Below are 21,560 nucleotides of genomic sequence, written 5' to 3'. Positions count from 1 at the left end.
GATGCTGGTGATCCTCAACGCCCGCAAGCGGGACGCGGAGGCCCAGATGGCCTCCGCCTAACAAGACAGTTGCTACAGGGCCGCGATCAGCCCAGGCGGTGCGCCGGGTTCTGCTGCTGTTCCTGCTCGCGCGCCTGCTGTTCCGGCTGCAGGCCCATGGCCGGCTGCTGCGGGGCGATGCCCAGCTTCTGCAGCGACTGTTCGGCCGGGGTCTGTGCGGCTTCGGCGGTGGGCAGCATGGCGCGCAGGTGGGCCGGGTTGGCCGGGTCACCCTGCACCACGAAGATGTTGTGGCCGGCCGGATGCTGCGCGGTGGCGTTGCTGACCACCACGTGGTCGGCACGTTCCAGGCCCTGTTCGCGCGCCTTTACGGTGAGGCTGGCGGTCATGTTCTCGCTGGTCGTGTCGAAGGCACGGCCATGCTTCTCGTCCAGATCCGCCACGCCCTGGCGGATCTGCTGGTGGAGGCTGTACTGGGGATGGTCAGGGGTCATCGCTGTGCTCCGTGCGGCCGCGCGTGGGGCCCCAAGTGTAGAACGGGCGGCGGCTGCGCCGGAAATGCCTTTGTTGTTAGCCTGTAGGGCGGGGGACGCAGGGGATGGCGTCCGTAGTGACCATGAATGGACGAAGGCGGGTTGGGGGAATGGGGATGAAACAGAGGGGCAGGACGCTGGCGCCTTGGCTGGCGGCGGTGCTGATGGCCTGCAGCCAGAGCGTGGCGGCGCAGGACGCGGCGCAAGGCGTGCCGGTGGGTGATGCCGATCCGAGCTGTCCTTCGCAGGATTTCACACAGTTCCTGCGCTATTTCACTGATCTGGCCGATGACCGCGTGCGCGTGCGTTACACCAGCGATCCGCTGGAATACGAGGTACCGGCATACGGCGCCAGTGGCGAAGGCGAGGCCGTCACCGAACTGAGCCGGGAGGCGGGCCCTGGCCGCTTCAGGCGCCTGCGTGCGACCACGCTGCGGGCAGCCCCGTCCATCACGCCGCTGGCCGACGAGGGGCAGCAGGTGCGCTTGGGCGATGATGCGCAGGCCGAGCAGTACACCTTCGCGCGCCGCTATGGCTGCTGGATGCTGACCCGGGTAAGCCGTTCCTGGTAGGTGCCAACCTTGGTTGGCACGAAACGGGCGCTTGCGCGCCATGCCAACCAAGGTTGGCATCTACCAAGGGCAACCGCTGCGTCGTCTGTGCACACCGTGTCACGGTAGAGGCCGATTCCCTCACGGCGGCTATCGGTGGGCCCGCCAAGAATAGGAGCCCCCTTCCCCACAGGAGCTGCCATGACCGCCCCCTCCGTCCGCCTGCACGTTGAAGATACCGGTGGCACCGGTCGCCCGGTCGTTCTCATTCACGGTTGGCCGCTGTCGGCCGAAGCGTGGAAGGCCCAGGTGCCGATCCTGCGTGATGCCGGCTACCGCGTGATCAGTTACGACCGGCGCGGATTCGGCCGCTCCGACAAGCCCGCCGACGGCTACGAGTACGACACCCTGGCCGCCGATCTGGCGGCGGTGATCGAAGAGCGCGATCTGAAGGACGTCACTCTGGTCGGTTTCTCGATGGGCGGTGGCGAAGTAGCTCGCTACATCAGCAATCATGGCCAAGAGCGGTTGCACAGCGTGGTGTTCGCCTCGGCCGTGCCGCCGTATCTGTTGAAGAGCGACGATAATCCCGAGGGCCCGCTGACCCAGGACAAGGCCGACGAGATGAGCGGTGGCCTGGCAAAGGATCGGGAGGCATTCTTTGACAGCTTCACGCGTGATTTCTTCAGCGCCAACGGCAAGTTGAAGGTGACCGAGGATGAGCGCCAGGCTGCCATCGCCCTATGCCACCAGTCGGATCAGACAGCGGCGCTCGGCTGCATGAGGGCCTTCGCCACGACGGATTTCCGTGGTGATCTCAAGAAGGTCAGCGTGCCGACCCTGGTGCTGCATGGTGACAGCGACGCCACGGTTCCGTTCGAGGGCTCCGGCAAGCGTACGCATGAAGCCATCAACGGCAGCGAGCTGGTCGTGCTGAACGATGCGCCGCATGGCTGCAACACGAGCCACGCCGACGACTTCAATCTGGCGCTGCTGAACTTCCTCAAGAAGTAACGTCCCGAGTAGACCGACGGCATGGCTACCGTACGCACGCCCCCATGGAAGAAGCCCAACCCGAAGGGGAAGAAGCAGCCCCTTTCGGATGCGCAGAAGGCCGCCGCGCGGCAACGCGCGGAGGAGAACGGGCGGCGCTACCCGAACCTGGTCGACAACATGTGGGCGGCGAAGCTGCCGCGCGGCTGAGCCATCACTCTGCCGCGCGCGCTGGCGCCAGCGCCTGCCAACCGGCTTCGCGCCAGGGCGCTACGTTGCGCTCGTGCATGTTGATTGTCGCCGGCGGCAGCGGCACGCAGTCCTGCAGGGCCTCGCGTAGTGCGTGGGCGTCCACCGGCTGCGCAGTGGCGATCTGCAGCACTTGCCCGCGCCGGCGCACCTGCACTGGCAGCACGTCATGTACCTCGGTCATGCCCGCCGTGCGCGCCACGCGGTAGCGCATGGTGATTGGCCGTGCGGTCTGCTGCAGCACCGGCGCCCACGCCTGCAGCAGTGCGTCCTGCTGGGCGGCAGGTACCTGCACCTCGATGACGGTGGCCGGGTAGCCGCGCAGGCTTTCCACCATCACCTGGAAACGCGCGCCGTTGGGCATCAGCAGCGCGCAGGCCGCGACGCTGCAGATAAACACCGCGGTTGCCATGGCGACCCAGCTGCGCGGAATCTTTGGCTGCAGCCGTATGCTGCGCAGGTTGGGGCGGCGCCTGCGCAGGCGCCGGTAGCGGCGCTGCGCCGCAGGGCTGGGCAGCCGGCTGTGTTCGGGCAGCGGCACTTCACGCGGCGGTAGACGCGAAAGACGCGTGTTGATGACGCGGGCGACCAGCCAGCCTATGCCCGCGGTCACCAGCAGTGGCAGGGCAATTCGCACGAACAGGTACAGCTCCAGCACTGGCGGCACTCCTGTGCGCGTTTCCATGGGCCACTCATGATCGCGCATCCACCCGGCGATGTCGCATCTGCCTGCCGACAGCGCGGCGTGGCATCGCTAGGATGCGCAACCTTTGCCGGGATGCACTGCATGATGCCCATGACCGCCCGCCTCCGGCGCTTCTTTGGCGCGGGACTGACGCTGTTCCTGCTGCACGGCCTGGCGCTGGCATCGGTGGCGCTGGCGGTGGGCTACTTCCACCACCGCCTGGATCTGCTGCTGGAGCCCACCGAACTGCCACTGCTGCTGTCCTGCGGTGGCGGCGATCCGCTGGCACGCATGCAGGCGGCAGAGCATCTGCTGGCGCGCGCCGGTGCGCTGGATGACTGGCAGCCGGTGTGCTGGGTGGTGGTGGGTGCACTGCTGTGCTCGCTGCTGGGTACGGTGGTGGTCAGCCTGCACTGGCTGCACCAGGTGCGGGGCCTGCACCGGCGCAGCGTCTGGGGGCTGCTGGGCCTGCATCTGCTGGCCAGTGCGCTGGCCGTGCTGCTGCTGCGCCTGTACGAGCAGGTGTGGGCGGGCCTGGTCAGCACGCTGCCGATGGTGTGCATGGCCGAGCCGGCGTCGCGGGACGCGACGGCGATGCTGCCCGCGCACCGCACGCTGCCGCAGTTGCTGTCCGATGCCGGTCTGCTGGTGCCGCAGGCGCCGGATGCGCTGGCCATCGTGCTGTGTGGCGTACTGCTGGCCGCGACGGTGATCGGCGTGTGGCTGTGGCGCGCGCTGCCGATGCCTGCGCCGGAGTAAGTACGTGCGTGGGCGCTGGCGTAACTGGCCCGTGTGCGTCACGCTATGCCGATGGAAAAGGATATTTCATTCGCACGGGCCAGCAAGTTCCTGAGCCTGGTACTGCGGCATGAACCGCAGAAGATCGGCCTGCCGTTGGATGCGCAGGGATGGGCTGACATCGACGACCTGCTGGCGAGGCTGCCCGCGCATGGCGTGCGGCTGGACCGCGATGCCCTGCAGCAGCTGGTGCAGGACAACGACAAGCAGCGCTTTGCGATCAGCGACGACGGCCAGCGCATCCGCGCCAGCCAGGGCCACTCGATCGCGGTGGACCTCGGCCTGACGGCGCTGGAGCCGCCACCGTGGCTGTACCACGGCACCGTGCCGCGCTTCCTTGAAGCGATTGCCAGCGAGGGCCTGCGCCCGGGTGAGCGCCAGCATGTGCACTTGTCGCCGGACCGCGCCACCGCCTTCCAGGTGGGCTCGCGCCGCGGCACGCCGGTGATCCTCAGCGTGGATGCGGGGCGCATGCATGCCGATGGCCTCAGCTTCTACCAGTCGGCCAACGGTGTGTGGCTGACCGCGCACGTGCCGCCGCGCTATATCGCAGGTTGAAGCGGCGCCGGTCGAGGCGACTGGCTGCATCGGGCCACGCGCAGGTACAGTGGCCGTTCCTGCCGGAACAAGGATCTGCCGATGCGTTCGTTGCTGCGTGCCGTGCCCCTGCTGCTGCTCTCGCTGGTAGCGCAGGCGGGTGAAGTGGACCGCCGTATTGCGGTGACCATCGATGACCTGCCGTGGGCGCGTCTGGACGAAATCGTGCCGGCCGACCTGCAGGCGCGCCACGAGGCGCTGATGGCGCAGCTGCACCAGGCCGGTGTGCCGGTGGTCGGCTTCGTCAACGGCAACAAGCTGGAAGTGGATGGCGTGGTGCAGCCGGCGCGCGTGCAGATGCTGCGCGACTGGCGCGATGCCGGCTATGAGCTGGGCAACCACACCTGGTCGCACATGGATCTGAACGCCAAGGGCGTGGCGGCCTTCCAGCAGGATTTCCTGCGCGGCGAGGAGGTGCTGAAGCCGCTGCTGGCCGAGCGTGGCCAGGTGCCACAATGGATGCGCCACCCGTACCTGCGCGCCGGCCGCACGCCGCAGGATCGCGCGGTGATGGACACGTTCTTCGCCGAGCACGGCTACCGCATTGCGCCGGTGACCGTCGACAACGGCGAGTGGGTGTGGGCCTTCGCCTACGCCAACGTGATGAACGAGCAGCCGGATTCACCCGATCGCGCGGCGACCCTGGCGCGCCTGCGCAAGGGCTATGTGCCGTACATGCTGAACAAACTGGACTACTACGAACAGCAGTCGCAGGCGCTGCTGGGCTACGCGCTGCCGCAGGTGTGGCTGATGCATGCCAATGAACTGAACGCGGCGACCTTCGCCGAGCTGGTGGCCGCGACCAAGCGGCGTGGCTACCGCTTTGTTCCGCTGGAAGAGGCCGTGCGCGACCCGGCGTATGCACGTGGTACCGAGGGCTATGACGGGCGCTACGGCCCCAGCTGGCTGCACCGCTGGGCGATGGCGGAGAAGAAACCGAAGGACTACTACGGTACTGAGCCGGTTGTGCCGCAGTGGGTGAAGACGCTGGCCAAGGTGGAATACGAGTAGGCCAGCGCGTGTGCGTCAGCGCTTGACGGCCAGCACGCCGTCCAGCGCCAGCTCGGCCTTGAAGCCGGCCTTTTCCAGGCGCTTGGCCACTTCGCGTGGCACGTCGCGGCCGCTGGTCAGCTTGTTGGGCGCACCGGTGTAGTGGAACAGGCGGCCGCCCTTGCGGATGACGCGGGCCAGGTGATCGTAGAACGCCTGCGAATACAGCTCACCGGCGATACCAAAGCGCGGCGGGTCGTGCAGGATGGCATCGACGCTGTTGCTGGCGACCTGTTCGATCTGCTGCGAGACATCGCCCTGGCCGAAGTGCAGGCGGCCACCAGCGGCAGCGGAGTCCGGATCGGGTGACCACGGGTTGAGCGTGCGCAGCCACATCACGTCGGCGTTCTTTTCGAACGAACGGATCTGGCCGACACCGGCCTCCAGCGCGCACGCGGCGAAGTAGCCGAGGCCACCACAGGTATCGAGGATGGATTTGCCGGCCGGCGCAACCAGCTCGACCTTGCGGCGCGCGTGTTCAAACGGCGACAGCTTGGAGGTCGGCAGCATCTTGATGCCGTCGATCTCGAAGGTGGGCGCGCCCCATTCGGTGGGCACCAGCTTGATGAGCGAGCCGCTGAAGCGCGAGATCGAGGCGAAGTCCTCGCCGTCCCAGTAGTACAGCGTGCGGTCCTTCAGCTTGCCCGGCCACGGGTAGTGCTGGCCGCGGAAGCTGAAGCCTTCGGCATCCAGACCGACCGTTTCCTCGCTGCGGCCCAGATCGAGCGAGCCCTGCCAGTCGGCAGCGCCCTTGTCGTGCGCGCGGCGCAGAGCGTCAGCGCTGTCGCGGGTGAGCAGGGGGCCGGTGTAATGGGGCACGGCGGGTACCGGGGCTGGGCGGGGGAGGGCATGGTACCCGCTAGGGCGGGCGGCTGCAGCCGAAGCCATGGGTGGTGCCAGAGCCGGCCAGAAAGCTGACGCCGGTGGACGGCTCGCCGCCTTGTAGTGCGCAGGCCCGGCGATGCACGGCCTGGGTGGCTGGCGGCTGCCGCGAGTACTCATACAGCATGCTGCCGTCGTCCAGCAGCTGCCAGTGCACCGTGACCCGGGTGCGCTCCCCATCGTCGGTTTCCCACTCGATGGTGCGCAGTACCAGGGTGCGGCCATCGTCGGCCTGGCGTACCTCGTCATAGGCACCGGTGGTGGTGGCCGGCACCACGGTGAGCAGCAGCGAGAAGAGCATGGCGAGGCCCCAAAGTGGCCAGCCTCGGATGTGCTGCGGCGCTACGCCATCAGGAAAGTTGCAGATCAGTCGCACTTCACCGCATACACCGGCCCGGCACCAATCAGCAGCAGGGCCATGTAGTCGCTGTCACTTGCCTTGGCCTTCAGCGAGGCCCCGCGCCGGGTGTGGAACAGTCCGAAGCCCCCGGCGCGGCGGAGGAGCGCGCTGTCGATCTGCTCGGCATCGTCGCGGAAGTAGCGGGCGATGTCGCTGCGGCTGGCCTGGCTGAGGGCGTTGGGTTCGCGCTGCCAGTGGCCGTCGCGCTCGAAGGACACGAAGTACTGGCTGCCTTCCTTGTCGATGCGGAACTCGGCGGGCTTGCGCGTGCTGGTGCTGAAACAGCCCTGCAGGGGATCGGAGGAGAACGGCAGCTGGGTGCCGCCGGAACAGGCGGCCAGCAGTACGCTTGCAGCAATCAGCACGACGGCCGGGACCGGGCGCAGCAGGACCATGGTGGTGTTCCGGCGGGGTGATGCTTGCAGTGTAGACACGGCCAGCGCATGGCCAGTGTCAACATGGCCAGCAGGCAGACCGGAGCGGACATGTCACAGAGCAGGGCACCGTTGTGCGGTGGCGCAAGCTGGCTGGGGTTGCCGGTCGGGTATGGCGTCCATGGGTGGATCACGCTGATGGGCGATGGGCGCGCGCTTGGCGTGGGGATGGGCTGCCTGGCGGCCGCCGTCGTGGGTCTGGGATTGGCCGTGGCCGCGCGGGCACGGGATGAGCGCTATGCGTGGCTGGGCATCGGCGGCGCGGTGGCAAGCGCACTGCCGTTGAAGCTTTATCTGCTGCAGATGCTGTTCAAGCTCTAGGCGACCGCTGTTGTAGAGCCGAGCCCATGCTCGGCTGCCTCTGCTTTTGTAGAGCCGAGCCTATGCTCGGCTGCTTTGGGCAGGAGCAGCCGAGCATGGGCTCGGCTCTACAGCCGGCAACTCCGCAGCTGGGTCGTGCCTGCATAATGTTATATAGTAACATTTCCATCCACAGCCCTCCGCCCCGCATGAACCCTGTTTCCCGCGCCGACCGCCGCCTGCCGGTCACCGTGCTGTCCGGCTTCCTCGGCGCCGGCAAGACCACCCTGCTCAACCAGATCCTGCGCAACCGCGACGGGCTGCGCGTGGCGGTCATCGTCAACGACATGAGCGAGGTGAACATCGATGCGCAGCTGCTGCGCGACGGGGGCGCCGAGCTGCGCCGCACCGAGGAAACGCTGGTCGAATTCAGCAATGGCTGCATCTGCTGCACGCTGCGCGACGACCTGCTGCAGGAAGTGCGACGCCTGGCCGACGCCGGTCGCTATGACTACCTGCTGATCGAATCGACCGGCATCGGCGAGCCCATGCCGGTGGCCGCCACCTTCGCGGTGCGCGACGAACAGGGCTTCAGCCTGAGCGATATCGCACGGCTGGACACGATGGTGACGGTGGTCGATGGCAGCGCGTTCCTGGCCGACTTCGGTTCGACCCTGCGCCTGGCCGAGCGCGGCCAGCAGGCCGGCCCGGACGATGACCGCGGTGTGGTCGACCTGCTGTGCGAGCAGGTGGAGTTTGCCGACGTGATCGTGGTGAGCAAGGTCGACCAGACGGACGAGGACGTGCTGCAGGACACGCTGGCGGTGCTGCGTGGCCTGAACCGTGATGCCAAGCTGCTGCTGTCGTCGTTTGGCGATGTGCCGCTGCGCGAGCTGCTGGATACCGGCCGCTTCGATTTCGACCGTGCGCAGCAGGCGCCGGGCTGGGTGAAGGAACTGCGTGGCGAGCACACGCCGGAGACCGAGGAATACGGCATCGGCAGTTTCGTCTATCGATCGCGCCGGCCGTTCCATCCGGGGCGTTTCGCCCGCGCGCTGCAGCAGGGCATGCCCGGGGTGATCCGCAGCAAGGGCTGGTTCTGGCTGGCCAACCGCATGGACTGGGTGGGCGAACTGAGCAGCGTGGGTGCGGCGACGCGCACGCAGGCGGCTGGCTTCTGGTATGCGGCGCGAGAGCGCGTGCGTGCCGGCGAAGAGGACACGACGCCGCTGCTGCCACCGACGCCGCTGCCGTACAGCGACCTGGGCTGGGCGCGGCAGCAGGCGGACTGCTGGAGCGCGCCGTTGCCGGGGTTGGAGGAATTCCCCGATGGGGATGCGCATGCGGCGATGGCGCGTCTGTGGCACCCGCTATGGGGTGACCGCCGGCAGGAGCTGGTGGTGATTGGTGTGCACATGGATGAGCGCGCGGTGCGTGCGACGTTGGATGCGTGCCTGCTCAATGACGGTGAACTGCGCGCCGGGCCGTTGTTGTGGCAGCAGTTGCCGCAGGCGTTCCCGGTGTGGAAGCGTTGAGGGCAGAAGCATCCACGCCATGCGTGGATGGCGGGATCATCGGGCGGGGGTCAGAGCCCTTCTGCTTGGCAAAAGGAATCCGGCCCGGGGTCTGCGTCGCGCCACTGCCAGCCATCAGGCCCCACCCGCAGCACCTGCGTCGGCCGTAACGCGCGCAGCAGGTGGGCGTCATGGCTCACCATCACCAGGCCTCCTTCCCACGCACCGAGCAGTGACTCCAGCGCCTGCAGAGCGGTCAGGTCCAGTGCGTTGCCGGGCTCGTCCAGCAGCAACAGCTGCGGTGCCGGTTGCGCATAGAGCACGCCGGCCAGTGCGCCCTTTACCCGTTCGCCATCGCTGAGGCTGCTGGCCGGCCGCTGGATGCGCTGTGCATCCAGCCCGAGCAGGGCCAGCCGCGTGCGCAGCTCGGCGGGGGCAGCCGTGGGATTGGCCGACTGCACCGTATCGAGGATGCTGCGCTCGCCGGCCAGCGCCAGCAGCTGCTGGTCCAGCAGCGCCAGCGGCGCATGCCGCTGCACCTCGCCCGCGCGCGCATCCATCTGGCCCGCCAGCACGCGCAGCAGGGTGGACTTGCCGCTGCCGTTGTCACCGACCACGGCGATGCGCTGGCCACGGCGGAGATCCAGCTGCAACGGTGCGCTGCAGCCATGCGGCAGCACCAGGTTGTGGGCCTGCAGCAGCCGCGTGCTGCCACGCTCGCCTTCGCTGGCGAACAGTGCAAGTTCGGGTGCCGCCTGCGCGGCGGCAGCGGCACTGCGCAACTGCTGCGCGCTGGCCTGCAGGCGGTCGGCCTGGATCTGCTGCGCACGACCCTGGGTGGCCTCGGAACGCTGTTTCTGCCCGCCCAGCAGGATCGGTGCCTGATTGGCCTGCTTCGCATCGCGGTTGCCGCGCGCCTGCCGCTGTTGCTGGCGCTCTTGCTGTTCGCGTGCGCTGCGCTGCTGTTGGCGGTGCTGGGCGCGCGCATGGTCGAACTGGGCGGCTGCGGCATCGCGCTCGGCGGCGCGTGCCTCGGCGTAGTGCTGCCACGGCCCGCCATAGCGATGCAGCCCGTGCGCATCCAGTTCCACGATCTGCTGCATGTGGGCCAGCAGCTCGCGGTCGTGGCTGATCACCAGCAGCCCGCCCGGCCACTGCTGCAGCTGCTGGTACAGCTGCTGGAGGTTGCGTGCATCCAGATGGTTGCTGGGTTCGTCGAGGATGAGCCAATCGGCACCGCTGGCCCATGCGCCGGACAATGCAACGCGCATGGCCTGGCCACCACTGAGGCGCGCGGCCGGCTGTGTCGGCTGCAGATCATCGGGCAGGCCGAGGGCACGCCACTGCTGTTGCAGGCGCTCGCGCAGGTCCCAGCGATCACCGATGCAGGCGAACTCGGCCTCGTCGACGCTGCCGGCTTCGATGCGTGCGAGCGCGGCCAGTTCAGCGCCGACGCCGGCCAGTTCGCCCACGGTGCCGCGTGGCGGGTAGCCGGGCGTGGGCAGCAGGAAGACCCGGCCGCTGCCGCGCACCTGGCCGCTGTCGGGCGTCAGTTGCCCGGCCAGCAGGCGCGCGAGCACGCTCTTGCCGGTGCCATTGGCACCGACCAGACCGGTGGCCACCGGTTCAAAGGAAAACGAGAGTTCGGAAAACAGCGATCGGCCATCGGCCAACCGATAGGACACGCGATCGAGCGCGAGGGAATGCGTGGTCATGCGACCTCCATGGGATGCCTGGTTCTCCCCTGCGCACAGGGGCGGGAAGAGTCGGGCCGTCTAGTGGAAAGACGGCGGCATCACTGGCGCATTGGTCGCGAGCCTCTTGGAGGAATGAGGGGATTATAGCGCCCGCAGGGCATGCCAATTGTAGAGTCGAGCCGTGCTCGACTGTTCTCGAAGCGCAGTCGAGCATGGCTCGACTCTACAAAAGGCGATCAGGGCACGGTATCCAGAAGAGCGATCAGGGCACGGTATCCAGCCGCGCGCCAATGAAATCGATGAACACACGCAGCTTCGGCAGCACATGGCGGCCGGAGGGCCACAGCAGGTGGAAGGTGCCGCAGGAATGCACGTGCTCATCCAGCACGGTGACCAGGCGGCCATCGGCGATGGCATCACGCACCGAGTGCACCGGTACGAAGGCCAGGCCGATATCGCGCAGGGCCAGTTCCACCCGCGCTTCGATGGTGTTGGCGACCATATGCACGGGCAGTTCCTGTGCTGCCTGTTCGTCTGGCCACTGGATCGGCCACGGCTCCAGCTTGCCGCTGCTGGGGAACCTGTAGTGCAACAGCGTGTGCTGCAGCAGGTCGGCCGGCACCTTGGGCACGCCGCGCCGCTGCAGGTAGGCCGGTGAGGCGACGATGCGCCGCGGAAACACGCCCAGGCGCCGGGCGTTCATCCGCGAATCGCTGGGCTCGCCCACGCGCAGTACGGCATCGAAGCCTTCTTCGATGACATCGACCAAGCGGTCGCTGAAGTCGAGATCAAGGCGGATGTCCGGGTAGGCGGCCATGAAATCGGCGAGCAGCGGCAGGGTCAGGTCGCCCACCAGCGGCAGGCTGATGCGCAGGGTGCCGCTGGGTGCGGCGTGTGGCTGGGCCAGCTCAGTGCGTGCGGCATCGCGCTCGGCGAGGATGCGGCGACAGCGCGCCAGGAACAGCTGGCCCTCGGCGGTGAGGGTGATGCTGCGCGTGCTGCGATGGAACAGGCGCACGCCCAGCGCGTGTTCGAGCCGCGCCACGCACTTGCCGGCGGCCGAGGCGGAGATGCCCTGCAGGCGGCCGGTCTCGACGAAGCTGCGGGTGTCGGCTGCATGCACAAAGGTCTGCAGGTTGGCGAGATTGTCGAGGACGGACATGCGGAAGCGCGGCGGGAAAACCGCAGGGTAGGGCCAGTAGCAGCGGGCGGCCAGCGGGCCGTTGCAACACTGCGGTGCAGGTCCTGTGCGCCGTGGTAGTCCGCGCAGGCCGCCGATTGCGGACCTGGGGGTCCACGAAGCACGGAGCGCTGACCCACTTTTTGCCGAGGCGCTGGCTGCCTAACGTGGCGACCCTCCCCCAAAGGATTGCCCCATGAGCGCTCTTCCTGTCGACGAACCCACGCCCACATTGCCCGGCGTGGCCCACGTGCTGCAGCAGGCCCACCCGCAACGCCTCGTGGGCGCGGTGGTGCTGGTACGCGAGCATGGTGTGCTGCGCCATGCCAGCGCCACCGCTCTGGCCGACCGTGAGGCAGACACGCCGATGCAGCGCGACCAGCTGTTCCGCCTGGCCTCGGTGAGCAAGCCGCTGCTGACCACCGTGATCCTGCGCCTGGTAGCCGACGGCGTGCTCGACCTCAATGCCCCCGTGCAGCGCTGGCTGCCGACCTTCCGCCCGGCGCTGGCCGATGGCAGCGTGCCGCCGATCAGCCTACGGCAGCTGCTGAGCCACACCAGCGGTCTCGGCTATCGCTTCCTGGAAGCGGATGCGCAGGGGCCGTATGCGCGTGCCGGCGTCAGTGATGGCATGGACGCGAACCCGCTGAGCCTGCAGGACAACGTGCAGCGCATCGGGCAGGTACCGCTGCTGTTCGCACCGGGCAGCCAGTGGCTGTACTCCCTGGGCGTGGATGTGGCCGGTGCCGTTGCCGAAGCCGCGAGCGGACAGACGCTGCAGCAGTTGTTCGAACGCCTGCTGGCGCAGCCGCTGGGCCTAGGCGATACCGGCTTCCGTACCGCGCAGGGCGCGCGCCTGGCGACGCCCTATGTGAGCGATGCGCCGCAGCCGCATCGGCTGCAGGAAGGCGAGGTCGTCGCGCCCTTCGACGGCACGGTGGGCATCGAATACAGCCTGGCGCGCGCCACCGACGCCAGTCGCTACGCCTCGGCCGGTGCAGGGCTGGTCGGCAGCGCCGATGAGGTGATGACCGTGCTCGAAGCGCTGCGCGATGTGCAGGCGTCTGCGTTGCTGCCGCCGGAGCTGGCTGCAGAGATGGGCCGCGTGCAGGCCGGCGAGCAGGGGCCGCCCGATCCGCCGGGCTGGGGCTTCGGTCTGGGCTTTGCGGTGCTGCGTGATGCGGCCGCTTCGGGCACGCCGCAGGGCGTGGGCACCTGGCGCTGGGGCGGTGCCTATGGCCACAGCTGGTTCGTCGATCCCGCGCGCGGCCTCAGCGTGGTGGCCCTCACCAACACCCTGTACGAGGGCATGCACGGCGCCTTCGTCGATGAGCTGCGCAATGCGGTGTACCGCGATCTGGAGGCGGTGCGATGAGCGGGCATGCCGTCGATGCGTCGTCGCCTGCGGGCGAGGCCACGCGTCTGCCGTGGAACGGGCTGCTGGCACTGGCCGGTGGCAGCTTCATCACCCTGCTGACTGAAACCCTGCCGGCCGGTGTGCTGCGGCCGATGGGGCAGAGTCTGGGCGTGAGCGATGCCGCGGTGGGGCAGCTGGTGAGCGTTTACGCGCTGGGCTCGGTGCTGGCGGCGTTGCCGATGACAGCGCTGACCCAGCGGCTGCCGCGTCGGCCCTTGCTGCTGGCGGCGATTGCCGGCTTCGTGGTGGTCAATGCGCTGACCGCGGTGACCAGCAACTACACGCTGCTGCTGGTGGTGCGCTTCCTGGCCGGCGTGGGTGCGGGCCTGCTGTGGTCGCTGGTGGCCGGCTATGCCGCGCGTCTGGTGGTGCCCGAACTGCAGGGGCGGGCGATTGCGGTGGCGATGGTGGGTTCACCGTTGGCGCTCTCGCTGGGGGTGCCGGCAGGCACGCTGCTGGGCCAGCAGATTGGCTGGCGCTGGGCATTCGGGCTGATGGCGCTGCTGGCGGTGCTGCTGCTGGGCTGGGTGCGCTGGGCGGTGCCTGCGCTGCCGGCAGCCGGTGGAGGCCAACGCACGCCGCTGGGCAGCGTCTGGCGATTGCCGGGGGTACGCAGCACCCTGCTGGTGATGGCGCTGTACGTGCTGGCGCACAACGTGCTCTACACCTACATCGAGCCGCTGGCGATCCTGGCCAACGCGCAGCACTGGCTGGACCGCGTGCTGCTGGCATTTGGCGTGGCGGCCGTCGCCGGCATCGGCATTGCCGGCTGGGGCGTGGATCGCCATCTGCGCGTGCTGGTGTGGGCCGCCGTGGCCGGTTTCGTGCTGGCGGTGCTGGCCCTGCTGCTGTGGCCGGGCGTGCCGCAGGTGCTGCTGCTGGCCAGCGTGCTGTGGGGCGTGGCGTTTGGCGCGGTGCCGACGCTGTTCCAGACCGCGGTGGCGCGGCGTGCGGGCGCGGCGGCGGACCTGGCGCAGTCGATGCTGGTGACCGGCTGGAACCTGGCGATTGCCGCCGGTGGCATGGCCGGTGGCGTGGTGCTGCAGTCGGTGGGGGCGGGGCAGCTGGCGTGGTTGCCGTTGCTGCTGCTGGCGGTGTGCGCGGCGTGGTTGTGGGCGCGGCCGAAGGCCTGGGTGTAGCGGCCATTGCATGGGGATGCCGGCCAGCGGCCGGCACTACCAGGGCGGTTTCATCCACGCATGGCGTGGATCTACTGGCCGTTACTCTTCCGCGGCCGCCCGCTCGATGGGCACGCTGCGCGGGTTCTGCATGTCCTCCCGCGCGGTGCCGTAGCGCTGCTGGCGCTGGTGGTGGAAGGCGATGAACGCATCACGCGGCAGCGGTCGCGAGAACAGCCAGCCCTGCCCGAACTGCACCTGCTGGCTGTGCAGGTAGGCCAGCTGCGGTTCGGTCTCCACGCCCTCGGCCACCACCCACAGGCCCAGCTCCTTGGCCATGTCGATGATGTGCGGGGTGACCGGGCTGGTCGCGCTTTCGGTGCCGATGGCATCGACGAACGACTTGTCGATCTTCAGCGCGTCAAGCGGCAGCTGCTCCAGGTACTGCAGGCTGGAATAGCCCACGCCGAAATCATCGATGGCGATGCTGTGGCCGGCACGGCGTGCGGCGGCCAGCATGGTGCGGGCGCGGTCGGCATCGAGGAAGCCGCGCTCGGTGGCTTCCAGCCAGATCTGCTGAGGCAGGATGCCGCTGCCGGCCATTCGCTGGGTGATCGACTTCAACGCGCGGCCGCTGATGATGTCCTCGGCCGCAAGGTTGATGGCGATGTGCGCGCTGCGGTCATGCACCAGCAGTTCGCGCATGTCCGACACCACGTTCTCGATCACCAGGTCGGTGAGTGCGGCGATCAGGCCGTGTTCCTCGGCCAGCGGCACGAAGATGTCCGGGCGCACCTGGGTGCCGTCGGGACGCTGCCAGCGTACCAGCGCCTCGGCACCGACGCAGATGCCGGTCTCCAGTTCGATGATGGGCTGGTAGTGCAGGTACAGCTCGCGGCGGCGGATGGCGATGGACAGTTCGCCGCGCAGCGACAGCCGACGGCGCGACAGCCAGATCACCACGCCGGCACCGGCAGCGGCCAGCAGCAGGCCCACCGGCACGAACAGCCAGGCCTGCTGGCGGAAGGTGGCGGCCAGGGCGGTACGCGGGCCGGTGGCGATGGCCAGCCAATCGTTGTTGCGGGCCGTGGCGTACAGGGTGTCGTCGTCCAGGCCCTCGCCGGGCTGGCGCAGCTGCTGCAGCAGCAGGTCGGGGTTGATGCCGTCCTGCTTGGACAGCAGGCGGCCGTCGGGGCTGGCCAGGGCCAGACGCACCTGCGGATCGGCGATGACATCGACGAAGCGGCGCGGGTCGACCAGCGTGTCGTAGGAGCCGTACAGGATGGACAGCACCTTGCGCTGCTCGGTGGACTGCGGGCGCACGTCCACCTTGATGCCGGCGCCATCGCTGGTGACATGGTCCGGGGTGGGCTGGCTGACATCGCCCTCGAACATGCCCCATGAGGTGCAGCGCAGCTTTCCGCCCTCGAAATAGCCCATCTGGTCGACTGAGGGCGTGGTCATCACCAGCGTCTGCATGCGCCGCACGTGCTCGGGGCTGCAAGGCGGCAGGCGCGAGGCTTCGGCGGCCTTCAGCACCGCCAGTGATTCCTGGTAGGAGACGTCGGCGCGGCGCAGGGCGCGCTCGGCGATCTCGTGCAGGCGCTGCTGTTCCAGCCCGACCGCGCTTTTCCAGGTGGCGTAGACCATCGCAGTGATCGGCACGACCGCCGCCAGGATCGCCAGCAGGATCGCGGCGATGATGACGCCCAGGCGACTCATGGCAGGTTTTCCAGGGGGCGGGGCAGGGCGCTGCGCATGGCGGGCCGGTCCTTGGTCGGATGCACTATCTGAGCATGTTGCAGGCCCGGGGGGAATGGTTGGGTCGCGTGTGCTTCCGATTTGACGCTTTCAGCCCTTCCAGCGCTGGCGCTCGGCACCGCAGAGGACTACCGTCGGAGACTTCACCCGCCCCTTCACCCGCCCCTTCCCGCGCCCATGACCGAGCCCGCCACGCCCCCCGAACACCTGCGCCGCAGCCTGTCCAACCGCCACCTGCAACTGATCGCCATCGGCGGTGCCATCGGTACCGGCCTGTTCATGGGGTCGGGCAAGACCATCAGCCTGGCCGGTCCGTCCATCCTGTTCGTCTACCTCATCATCGGCGCGATGCTGTTCTTCGTGATGCGCGCGATGGGCGAGCTGCTGCTGTCCAACCTGCAGTACAAATCCTTCATCGACTTCTCCACCGACCTGCTCGGCCCCTGGGCCGGGTTCTTCTGCGGGTGGACGTACTGGTTCTGCTGGATCGTCACCGCCATCGCCGATGTCATCGCCATCGCGGCCTATGCGCAGTTCTGGTTCCCGGAGCTGCAGGCGTGGATACCGGCACTGCTGTGCGTGATGCTGTTGCTGGGCCTGAACCTGGTGACGGTGAAGCTGTTCGGCGAAATGGAGTTCTGGTTCGCGCTGATCAAGATCGTGGCCATCTGCGCGCTGATCATCACCGGTGCCGGTCTGGTGGTCTGGGGCTTCACTTCGCCCAGCGGGCATACCGCCTCGCTGTCCAACCTGTGGAACGACGGCGGCATGTTCCCGATGGGCCTGGTCGGCTTCTTCGCCGGTTTCCAGATCGCGGTGTTCGCCTTCGTCGGCATCGAGCTGGTGGGCACCACCGCCGCCGAAACCGCCGACCCGGAGCGCAACCTGCCGAAGGCGATCAACTCGATCCCGGTGCGCATCATCATCTTCTACGTGCTGGCCCTGGTGGCGATCATGGCGGTGACGCCGTGGCGCCAGGTGGTGCCGGACAAGAGCCCGTTCGTGCAGCTGTTCGTGCTGGCCGGCATCCCCGCCGCGGCCAGCCTGATCAACTTCGTGGTGCTGACCTCGGCCACGTCGTCGGCCAACAGCGGCATCTTCTCCACCAGCCGCATGCTGTACGGCCTGGCTGAAGAGGGCCACGCCCCGCGTGGTCTGTCGCGCCTGTCGCGCGCGGCGGTGCCGGCCCGCGGCCTGCTGTTCTCGTGCCTGTGCCTGCTGGGCGGCACCCTGCTGATCTACCTGATCCCGAACCTGGTGACCGCCTTCACCCTGGTGACGACGCTGGCGACGGTGCTCTTCATCTTCGTCTGGTCGCTGATCCTGGTGGCCTACATGGTCTACCGCCGCCGCTACCCGGAGCGCCATGCCGCCTCGATCTTCAAGATGCCCGGTGGCGTGGCCATGTGCTGGGCCTGCCTGGTGTTCTTCGCCGGCGTGCTGGTACTGCTGAGCCTGCAGGCCGACACCCGCCAGGCGCTGATCGCCAGCCCGGTCTGGTTCGTGCTGCTGGGCGTGGGCTACTGGGTGCGGAGCAGGAAGGCGAAGTAAGCCATCGCGTCACTCACATTGACCGATATCCAGAGGGGTGGGGGGGGGGGGGGGGGGGGGGGGGGGGGGGGGCGCGCCCGCCCCCCCCCCCCCCCCCCCCCCCCCCCCCCCCCCCCCCCCCCCCCCCCCCCCCCCCCCCCCCCCCCCCCCCCCCCCCGCGTCGACCAACGGTCGGCACCCACCAAAGCAGAACGCCGCTCCTTCAGCTCGCGGGGAACTGTCGAAGGCGGGGTGGGTCCGGTGGCAGGGGTGTGAGCCGCATGGATGCGGCGACCAAGCCCCCATGGGTGAGGGCGCTTTGCTTGCGAAGCACTGCTTCGCAAGCGCCCGAACGCACAGCCGCCAGCGGCTGGGCCGGACTGGGGGTTCACGGCGTCCCCTGCCACCGGACCCACCCCGCCAACTCACGTATAGCCAGCTTTTGCCGTTGCCTCGGCAGGCGCAGGGCGCAGCCCTGCCAAAACCCACTCCATTCACCCGGATTTCGCGGGCGCAGCCGGATCATCCGGCCGCCATGACCCTCCGCCTCGCCCTCGTTGCCCTGTTGCTGCTGCCGGGCCTGGCCAGCGCCCGCACGGTCTACCGCTGCGTGCAGGGCAACACCGTCAGCCTGGCGACCGCCCCGGAACCGGGCTCGCGCTGTACCCCGAAGGACATCGACGACAACGCCATCCAGACCCCTAACTTGTGGGGCAACATGGGCGTGTTCAGCGGCGTGCTGTACGAACGCGAGCAGGACGGGAAGCTGGTCTATTCCACCCGCAACCTGCCCGGCTCGCGCGTGTTCCTGAAATTCACCGTCGCCACCCCGCCCGGTGAGCCCGCCCACGAGGGCCTGGGCAAGGTCGGCAAGCCGCAGCTGGCCCAGCACGCCAAGCAGTTCAAGGCAGCCGCCAAGGCCACCGGCGTCGACGACGCCTGGCTGCGCGCGATCGCCCACGCCGAAAGCAACTTCGATGCGCTGGCCGTCTCCAGCAAGGGCGCGCAGGGCGTGATGCAGCTGATGCCGGAGACCGCACTGGAATACGGCGTGCGCGATCCGTTCTCGCCGCAGCAGTCCATCGACGGCGGCGCCCGCTACATGCGTGCCCTGCTGCGCCGCTATAACGGCGACCGCGCGCTGTCGGCGGCCGCCTACAACGCCGGCATCGGGGCGGTCACCCGCTACAAGGGCGTGCCGCCGTATGCCGAAACCCTGGCGTACGTGGACAAGGTGATGGCGCTGTACGCGCGCTATCGCGAGGCGATGGGCATCCGCAGCGAAGTACCGGCGAAGTAGCAGTCCCCCGGCGTGACCTGTGGGTGTGGCGGGACGCGAGCCCAGCGTCTATCGTCGTGGCCTCTTTCAGGGCAGGGCGAACGCGAGCGATGGCACGGCGGCAATGGATGGCGGTGGGGGTAGTGGTGGTGGCAACGGCAGCCGCGCTGGCGGCCACCTGGTGGGAACGCCCCGCACAGGCACCGGACGCACCCGTTGGCCCGCAGCCCACGCCGCTGGGCTGGACCGCGCAGATCGAGCCGCTGGCCGGTGATGGCCACCCCGGTGACCGCGACGGCACCTCGGCCCAGGCGCGCTTCGCCGAGCCCTATGCGCTGCTGCGCACCGCCGATGGCAGCGTGTATTTCACCGATGCCGGTGACAACAACCGCATCCGCCGCCGGCTTCCCGATGGACGCGTTGAAACGGTGGCCGGGCAGGGCGAAGGCCTGGCCGATAGTCCGGGCCTGCAGGCGCGCTTCAATACGCCGTCGGGCATCGCCGCCGATGCGCAGGGCAACCTGTACGTGGCCGACACCGGCAACCACGCGATCCGCCGCATCGGCACCGATGGCCAGGTGACCACCGTGGCCGGTGGCACGCAGGGCTATGCCGATGGCCCGGCCGCACAGTCGCGCTTTGACGGCCCGATGGGCATTGCCGTGGACGCGCAGGGCCAGGTGTTCGTGGCCGATACCTGGAACGACCGCATCCGGGTGATCGGCACCGATGGCAACGTGCGCACGCTAGCCGGTGGCGATCGCCCGGGCTTCGCCGATGCAGTGGGTGGCGAGGCCCGCTTCGATACACCAGTGGCACTGGCCTTCGACGCGCACGGTGCGCTGCTGGTGGCCGACTTCTTCAACAACGCGGTGCGCCGTGTCGGTGCCGACGGCACGGTGAGCACCGTGGTCGGCAACGATGGCGTCATCAACGGGCCGCTGTCGCTGGCCACGACCCACGACGGCGTGCTGTACGTGGGCGACTTTGGCGGGCGCATCGTGCAGGTAACCCCGCAGGGCCACCAGATCACACTGCTCGGCAACGATCGGTTGCCGCGCCTTGCCCGACCCAGCGGCTTGGCTGTGGAGGACGACGGCAGCCTGCTGGTGGCCGACGCCGCCGCTTACCGCGTGCACCGCGTGCGACCGTTGGCAGTGGGCGCGCTGCCTGCACCGGCGCTGGTCGGGCCCGCCGCGGACGCCGCGCTGCCCGATACCGGCGGGCGCTGGCCGCTGGCACCGCAGCAGGGCTGGCATGAAGTGGTCGGCACGCTGGGCGAAGTGCGCGGCACCTTCACCGGCGAGAGCCGCCACCACCTGCACGGCGGCTTCGACGTGCGCGGCGACGTGGGGCAGACCGTGCTGGCCATCGCCGACGGCAAGATCAGCAGCCCGATCGCGGCGTGGAGCCTGGGTGGCCAGGCCGAAGGGCTGGCGGTGGGGCGCCTGAACTACATCCACATGCGGGTGGGCCGCACTCCCGCCGGCGAGCCGTTCGATGCACGCTGGCAGCCGCTGTACGGCGAGGACGGCAAGCTGGAGCGCATCCGCGTGCGGCGTGGTACGCGCATCCACGTTGGCGACCGTCTGGGCAGCATCAACAGCCAGGCGCACGTGCACCTGCAGGTGGGCACCAGCGGTTTCGAGACCAATGCGGTGGCGCTGGGCTTCACCGGCTACGCCGACCACTTCGCACCGCGCATCACCGATGTCGGCCTGCTGGATGACAACGACCAGCCGCTGGCTGCGGGCAGCGACGGCGTGGTGATGCTGGCCAGGCAGGGGCGTGGCGTGCAGATCGTGGTGGAGGCGTGGGACCAGGTGGACAACAACCTGCCGCGCCGCCGGTTGGGGCCGTACCAGGTGGGCTACCAGATCCTCGACGCGGCCGGGCAACCGCTGCAGGGCTACGAGCAGCCGCGCTGGAACATCGTGTTCAACCGCATGCCGCCGCAGAAGCAGGCGGTGAAGGTGGCCTATGCACCGGACAGCGGCATCACCGTGCATGGCAGCGCGGTGACCCGCTTCCGCTACCTGGCGACCAACACCGTGCGCGATGGCCTGATGGAAACCGGTCGTTGGCAGCCGGCGGCGCTGCCGCCGGGCGAATACATCATCCGCGGCAGTGCACGCGACTACAGCGGCAACGAAGGCATCGGCAAGCGCGATATCAGGGTGCGGCTGCTGCCATAGCCGCGGCCGGCGCGCCGCAACGTTCGCGCTCGGCGTCCATGTCTTCCAGCGGTCGCACTTCGATGCTGCCAAAGCGTGCCCAGGGGAATTCGCAGGCGATGCGCATGGCCTCGTCGCGGTCGCGTGCGCGGATGAGGTTGAAGCCGGCCAGCAGTTCGCGGGTTTCGGCGAAGGGGCCGTCGAGCACGCGGCTGTGGCCATCGCGCACGCGCAGGGTCTGGGCGGTGTCGACCGGCTGCAGTTTCTGTGCGGCCAGCAGGGTGCCTTCGGCCTGCAGCTGATCGGCGTGGGCGAGGCAGTCGCGCATCAGTGCATTGAACTCGTCGCTGGGCAGGGCCTGCAGCAGGGCGGGTTCGATGTAGATGAGGAGCAGGTACTGCTGCATGGTACGGTCCTG

22 protein-coding genes are annotated in these 21,560 nt (G+C 68.8%); 13 read left to right on the top strand and 9 right to left on the bottom strand.

The features are described from left to right. Nucleotides 1–86: 86 nt before the first annotated feature. Nucleotides 87–494 (bottom strand): XVIPCD domain-containing protein, encoded by a 408-nt coding sequence (locus NQ204_RS07570; protein WP_256643497.1) that lies wholly within the window; start codon nt 492–494, stop codon nt 87–89. Nucleotides 495–649: 155 nt separating this feature from the next. Here NQ204_RS07570 and NQ204_RS07565 point away from each other — a divergent pair, with 155 nt between their 5' ends. The 3 genes from NQ204_RS07565 to NQ204_RS07555 all read left to right on the top strand — a co-directional run bounded on the left by NQ204_RS07565 (nt 650) and on the right by NQ204_RS07555 (nt 2,287). Next, a complete protein-coding gene (locus NQ204_RS07565) occupies nt 650–1,105 on the top strand; it encodes a hypothetical protein (protein WP_256643496.1) in 456 nt (151 codons plus the stop codon). Between the two features lie 180 nt (nt 1,106–1,285). After that, nucleotides 1,286–2,098, top strand: a complete 813-nt coding sequence (locus NQ204_RS07560) for an alpha/beta fold hydrolase (RefSeq protein WP_116863350.1) — start codon at nt 1,286–1,288, stop codon at nt 2,096–2,098. Nucleotides 2,099–2,119: 21 nt separating this feature from the next. Beyond that, nucleotides 2,120–2,287 carry a hypothetical protein gene (locus tag NQ204_RS07555; RefSeq protein ID WP_256643495.1) on the top strand — a complete coding sequence of 56 codons (168 nt, stop codon included), beginning with the start codon at nt 2,120–2,122 and terminating at the stop codon, nt 2,285–2,287. Nucleotides 2,288–2,291: 4 nt separating this feature from the next. On the opposite strand, the gene NQ204_RS07550 is transcribed toward NQ204_RS07555, so the two are convergent. After that, on the bottom strand, nt 2,292–3,011 hold the full coding sequence (locus tag NQ204_RS07550; protein WP_256643494.1) for a hypothetical protein: 720 nt from the start codon (nt 3,009–3,011) through the stop codon (nt 2,292–2,294). 111 nt (nt 3,012–3,122) lie between these two features. Here NQ204_RS07550 and NQ204_RS07545 point away from each other — a divergent pair, with 111 nt between their 5' ends. The 3 genes from NQ204_RS07545 (at nt 3,123) to NQ204_RS07535 (ending at nt 5,417) form a co-directional block, all read left to right on the top strand. Continuing rightward, nucleotides 3,123–3,770: a hypothetical protein gene (locus NQ204_RS07545; protein WP_256643493.1), complete on the top strand. Its 648-nt coding sequence runs from the start codon at nt 3,123–3,125 to the stop codon at nt 3,768–3,770. 51 nt (nt 3,771–3,821) lie between these two features. Continuing rightward, entirely contained in the window at nt 3,822–4,367 is a 546-nt protein-coding gene (locus tag NQ204_RS07540; RefSeq protein ID WP_207776469.1) for an RNA 2'-phosphotransferase, read from the top strand. Between the two features lie 81 nt (nt 4,368–4,448). Then, complete coding sequence (locus NQ204_RS07535) at nt 4,449–5,417, top strand: polysaccharide deacetylase family protein (protein ID WP_256643492.1); 969 nt, start codon at nt 4,449–4,451, stop codon at nt 5,415–5,417. Between the two features lie 15 nt (nt 5,418–5,432). On the opposite strand, the gene NQ204_RS07530 is transcribed toward NQ204_RS07535, so the two are convergent. From NQ204_RS07530 to NQ204_RS07520, 3 genes are all read right to left on the bottom strand, one after another. Further along, nucleotides 5,433–6,275, bottom strand: coding sequence for a class I SAM-dependent methyltransferase (locus tag NQ204_RS07530; RefSeq protein ID WP_256643491.1), 843 nt, complete (start codon nt 6,273–6,275; stop codon nt 5,433–5,435). Nucleotides 6,276–6,315: 40 nt separating this feature from the next. Beyond that, a complete protein-coding gene (locus tag NQ204_RS07525; protein WP_116863356.1) occupies nt 6,316–6,639 on the bottom strand; it encodes a hypothetical protein in 324 nt (107 codons plus the stop codon). A 65-nt stretch (nt 6,640–6,704) separates the two neighbouring features. Next, nucleotides 6,705–7,133, bottom strand: coding sequence for a hypothetical protein (locus NQ204_RS07520; protein ID WP_116863357.1), 429 nt, complete (start codon nt 7,131–7,133; stop codon nt 6,705–6,707). A gap of 48 nt (nt 7,134–7,181) precedes the next feature. Between NQ204_RS07520 and NQ204_RS07515 the strand changes: the two genes are divergently transcribed. Further along, a complete protein-coding gene (locus NQ204_RS07515; protein ID WP_243402682.1) occupies nt 7,182–7,493 on the top strand; it encodes a hypothetical protein in 312 nt (103 codons plus the stop codon). Nucleotides 7,494–7,681: 188 nt separating this feature from the next. Continuing rightward, the gene (locus tag NQ204_RS07510; protein WP_116865136.1) at nt 7,682–9,007 is read left to right on the top strand and encodes a GTP-binding protein; all 1,326 of its coding nucleotides are present in this window, start codon (nt 7,682–7,684) and stop codon (nt 9,005–9,007) included. Nucleotides 9,008–9,057: 50 nt separating this feature from the next. Here NQ204_RS07510 and NQ204_RS07505 read toward each other — a convergent pair whose 3' ends face one another. Then, entirely contained in the window at nt 9,058–10,701 is a 1,644-nt protein-coding gene (locus NQ204_RS07505; protein ID WP_256643490.1) for an ATP-binding cassette domain-containing protein, read from the bottom strand. 244 nt (nt 10,702–10,945) lie between these two features. Then, entirely contained in the window at nt 10,946–11,845 is a 900-nt protein-coding gene (locus NQ204_RS07500) for a LysR family transcriptional regulator (RefSeq protein ID WP_116865137.1), read from the bottom strand. 214 nt (nt 11,846–12,059) lie between these two features. Between NQ204_RS07500 and NQ204_RS07495 the strand changes: the two genes are divergently transcribed. Both NQ204_RS07495 and NQ204_RS07490 read left to right on the top strand, forming a co-directional pair. Continuing rightward, nucleotides 12,060–13,238, top strand: a complete 1,179-nt coding sequence (locus tag NQ204_RS07495) for a serine hydrolase domain-containing protein (protein WP_256643489.1) — start codon at nt 12,060–12,062, stop codon at nt 13,236–13,238. Beyond that, nucleotides 13,235–14,419, top strand: coding sequence for an MFS transporter (locus NQ204_RS07490; RefSeq protein ID WP_256643488.1), 1,185 nt, complete (start codon nt 13,235–13,237; stop codon nt 14,417–14,419). Before NQ204_RS07495 ends, NQ204_RS07490 begins: the two co-directional genes overlap by 4 nt. An 81-nt stretch (nt 14,420–14,500) precedes the next feature. Here the strand turns inward: NQ204_RS07490 and NQ204_RS07485 are convergent, their stop codons facing one another. Beyond that, the gene (locus NQ204_RS07485; RefSeq protein WP_256643487.1) at nt 14,501–16,120 is read right to left on the bottom strand and encodes an EAL domain-containing protein; all 1,620 of its coding nucleotides are present in this window, start codon (nt 16,118–16,120) and stop codon (nt 14,501–14,503) included. A 216-nt stretch (nt 16,121–16,336) separates the two neighbouring features. Between NQ204_RS07485 and cycA the strand changes: the two genes are divergently transcribed. The 3 genes from cycA to NQ204_RS07470 all read left to right on the top strand — a co-directional run bounded on the left by cycA (nt 16,337) and on the right by NQ204_RS07470 (nt 21,163). Next, nucleotides 16,337–17,710 carry a D-serine/D-alanine/glycine transporter gene (gene cycA, locus NQ204_RS07480; protein WP_256643486.1) on the top strand — a complete coding sequence of 458 codons (1,374 nt, stop codon included), beginning with the start codon at nt 16,337–16,339 and terminating at the stop codon, nt 17,708–17,710. Between the two features lie 514 nt (nt 17,711–18,224). Next, nucleotides 18,225–18,989, top strand: a complete 765-nt coding sequence (locus tag NQ204_RS07475; RefSeq protein WP_116865414.1) for a lytic transglycosylase domain-containing protein — start codon at nt 18,225–18,227, stop codon at nt 18,987–18,989. An 89-nt stretch (nt 18,990–19,078) separates the two neighbouring features. Then, nucleotides 19,079–21,163, top strand: coding sequence for a gluconolaconase (locus NQ204_RS07470; protein ID WP_256643485.1), 2,085 nt, complete (start codon nt 19,079–19,081; stop codon nt 21,161–21,163). Here NQ204_RS07470 and NQ204_RS07465 read toward each other — a convergent pair. Then, nucleotides 21,141–21,548: a YciI family protein gene (locus NQ204_RS07465; RefSeq protein ID WP_116865416.1), complete on the bottom strand. Its 408-nt coding sequence runs from the start codon at nt 21,546–21,548 to the stop codon at nt 21,141–21,143. The two genes, NQ204_RS07470 and NQ204_RS07465, sit on opposite strands and share 23 nt — an antisense overlap. Nucleotides 21,549–21,560: the final 12 nt, after the last annotated feature.

The sequence above is a fragment of the Stenotrophomonas testudinis genome, from assembly GCF_024499815.1.
Lineage (GTDB): Bacteria > Pseudomonadota > Gammaproteobacteria > Xanthomonadales > Xanthomonadaceae > Stenotrophomonas.
The sequence above is the reverse complement of the archived record's forward strand: the minus strand, read 5'-3'. Positions and strand labels throughout refer to the sequence as shown.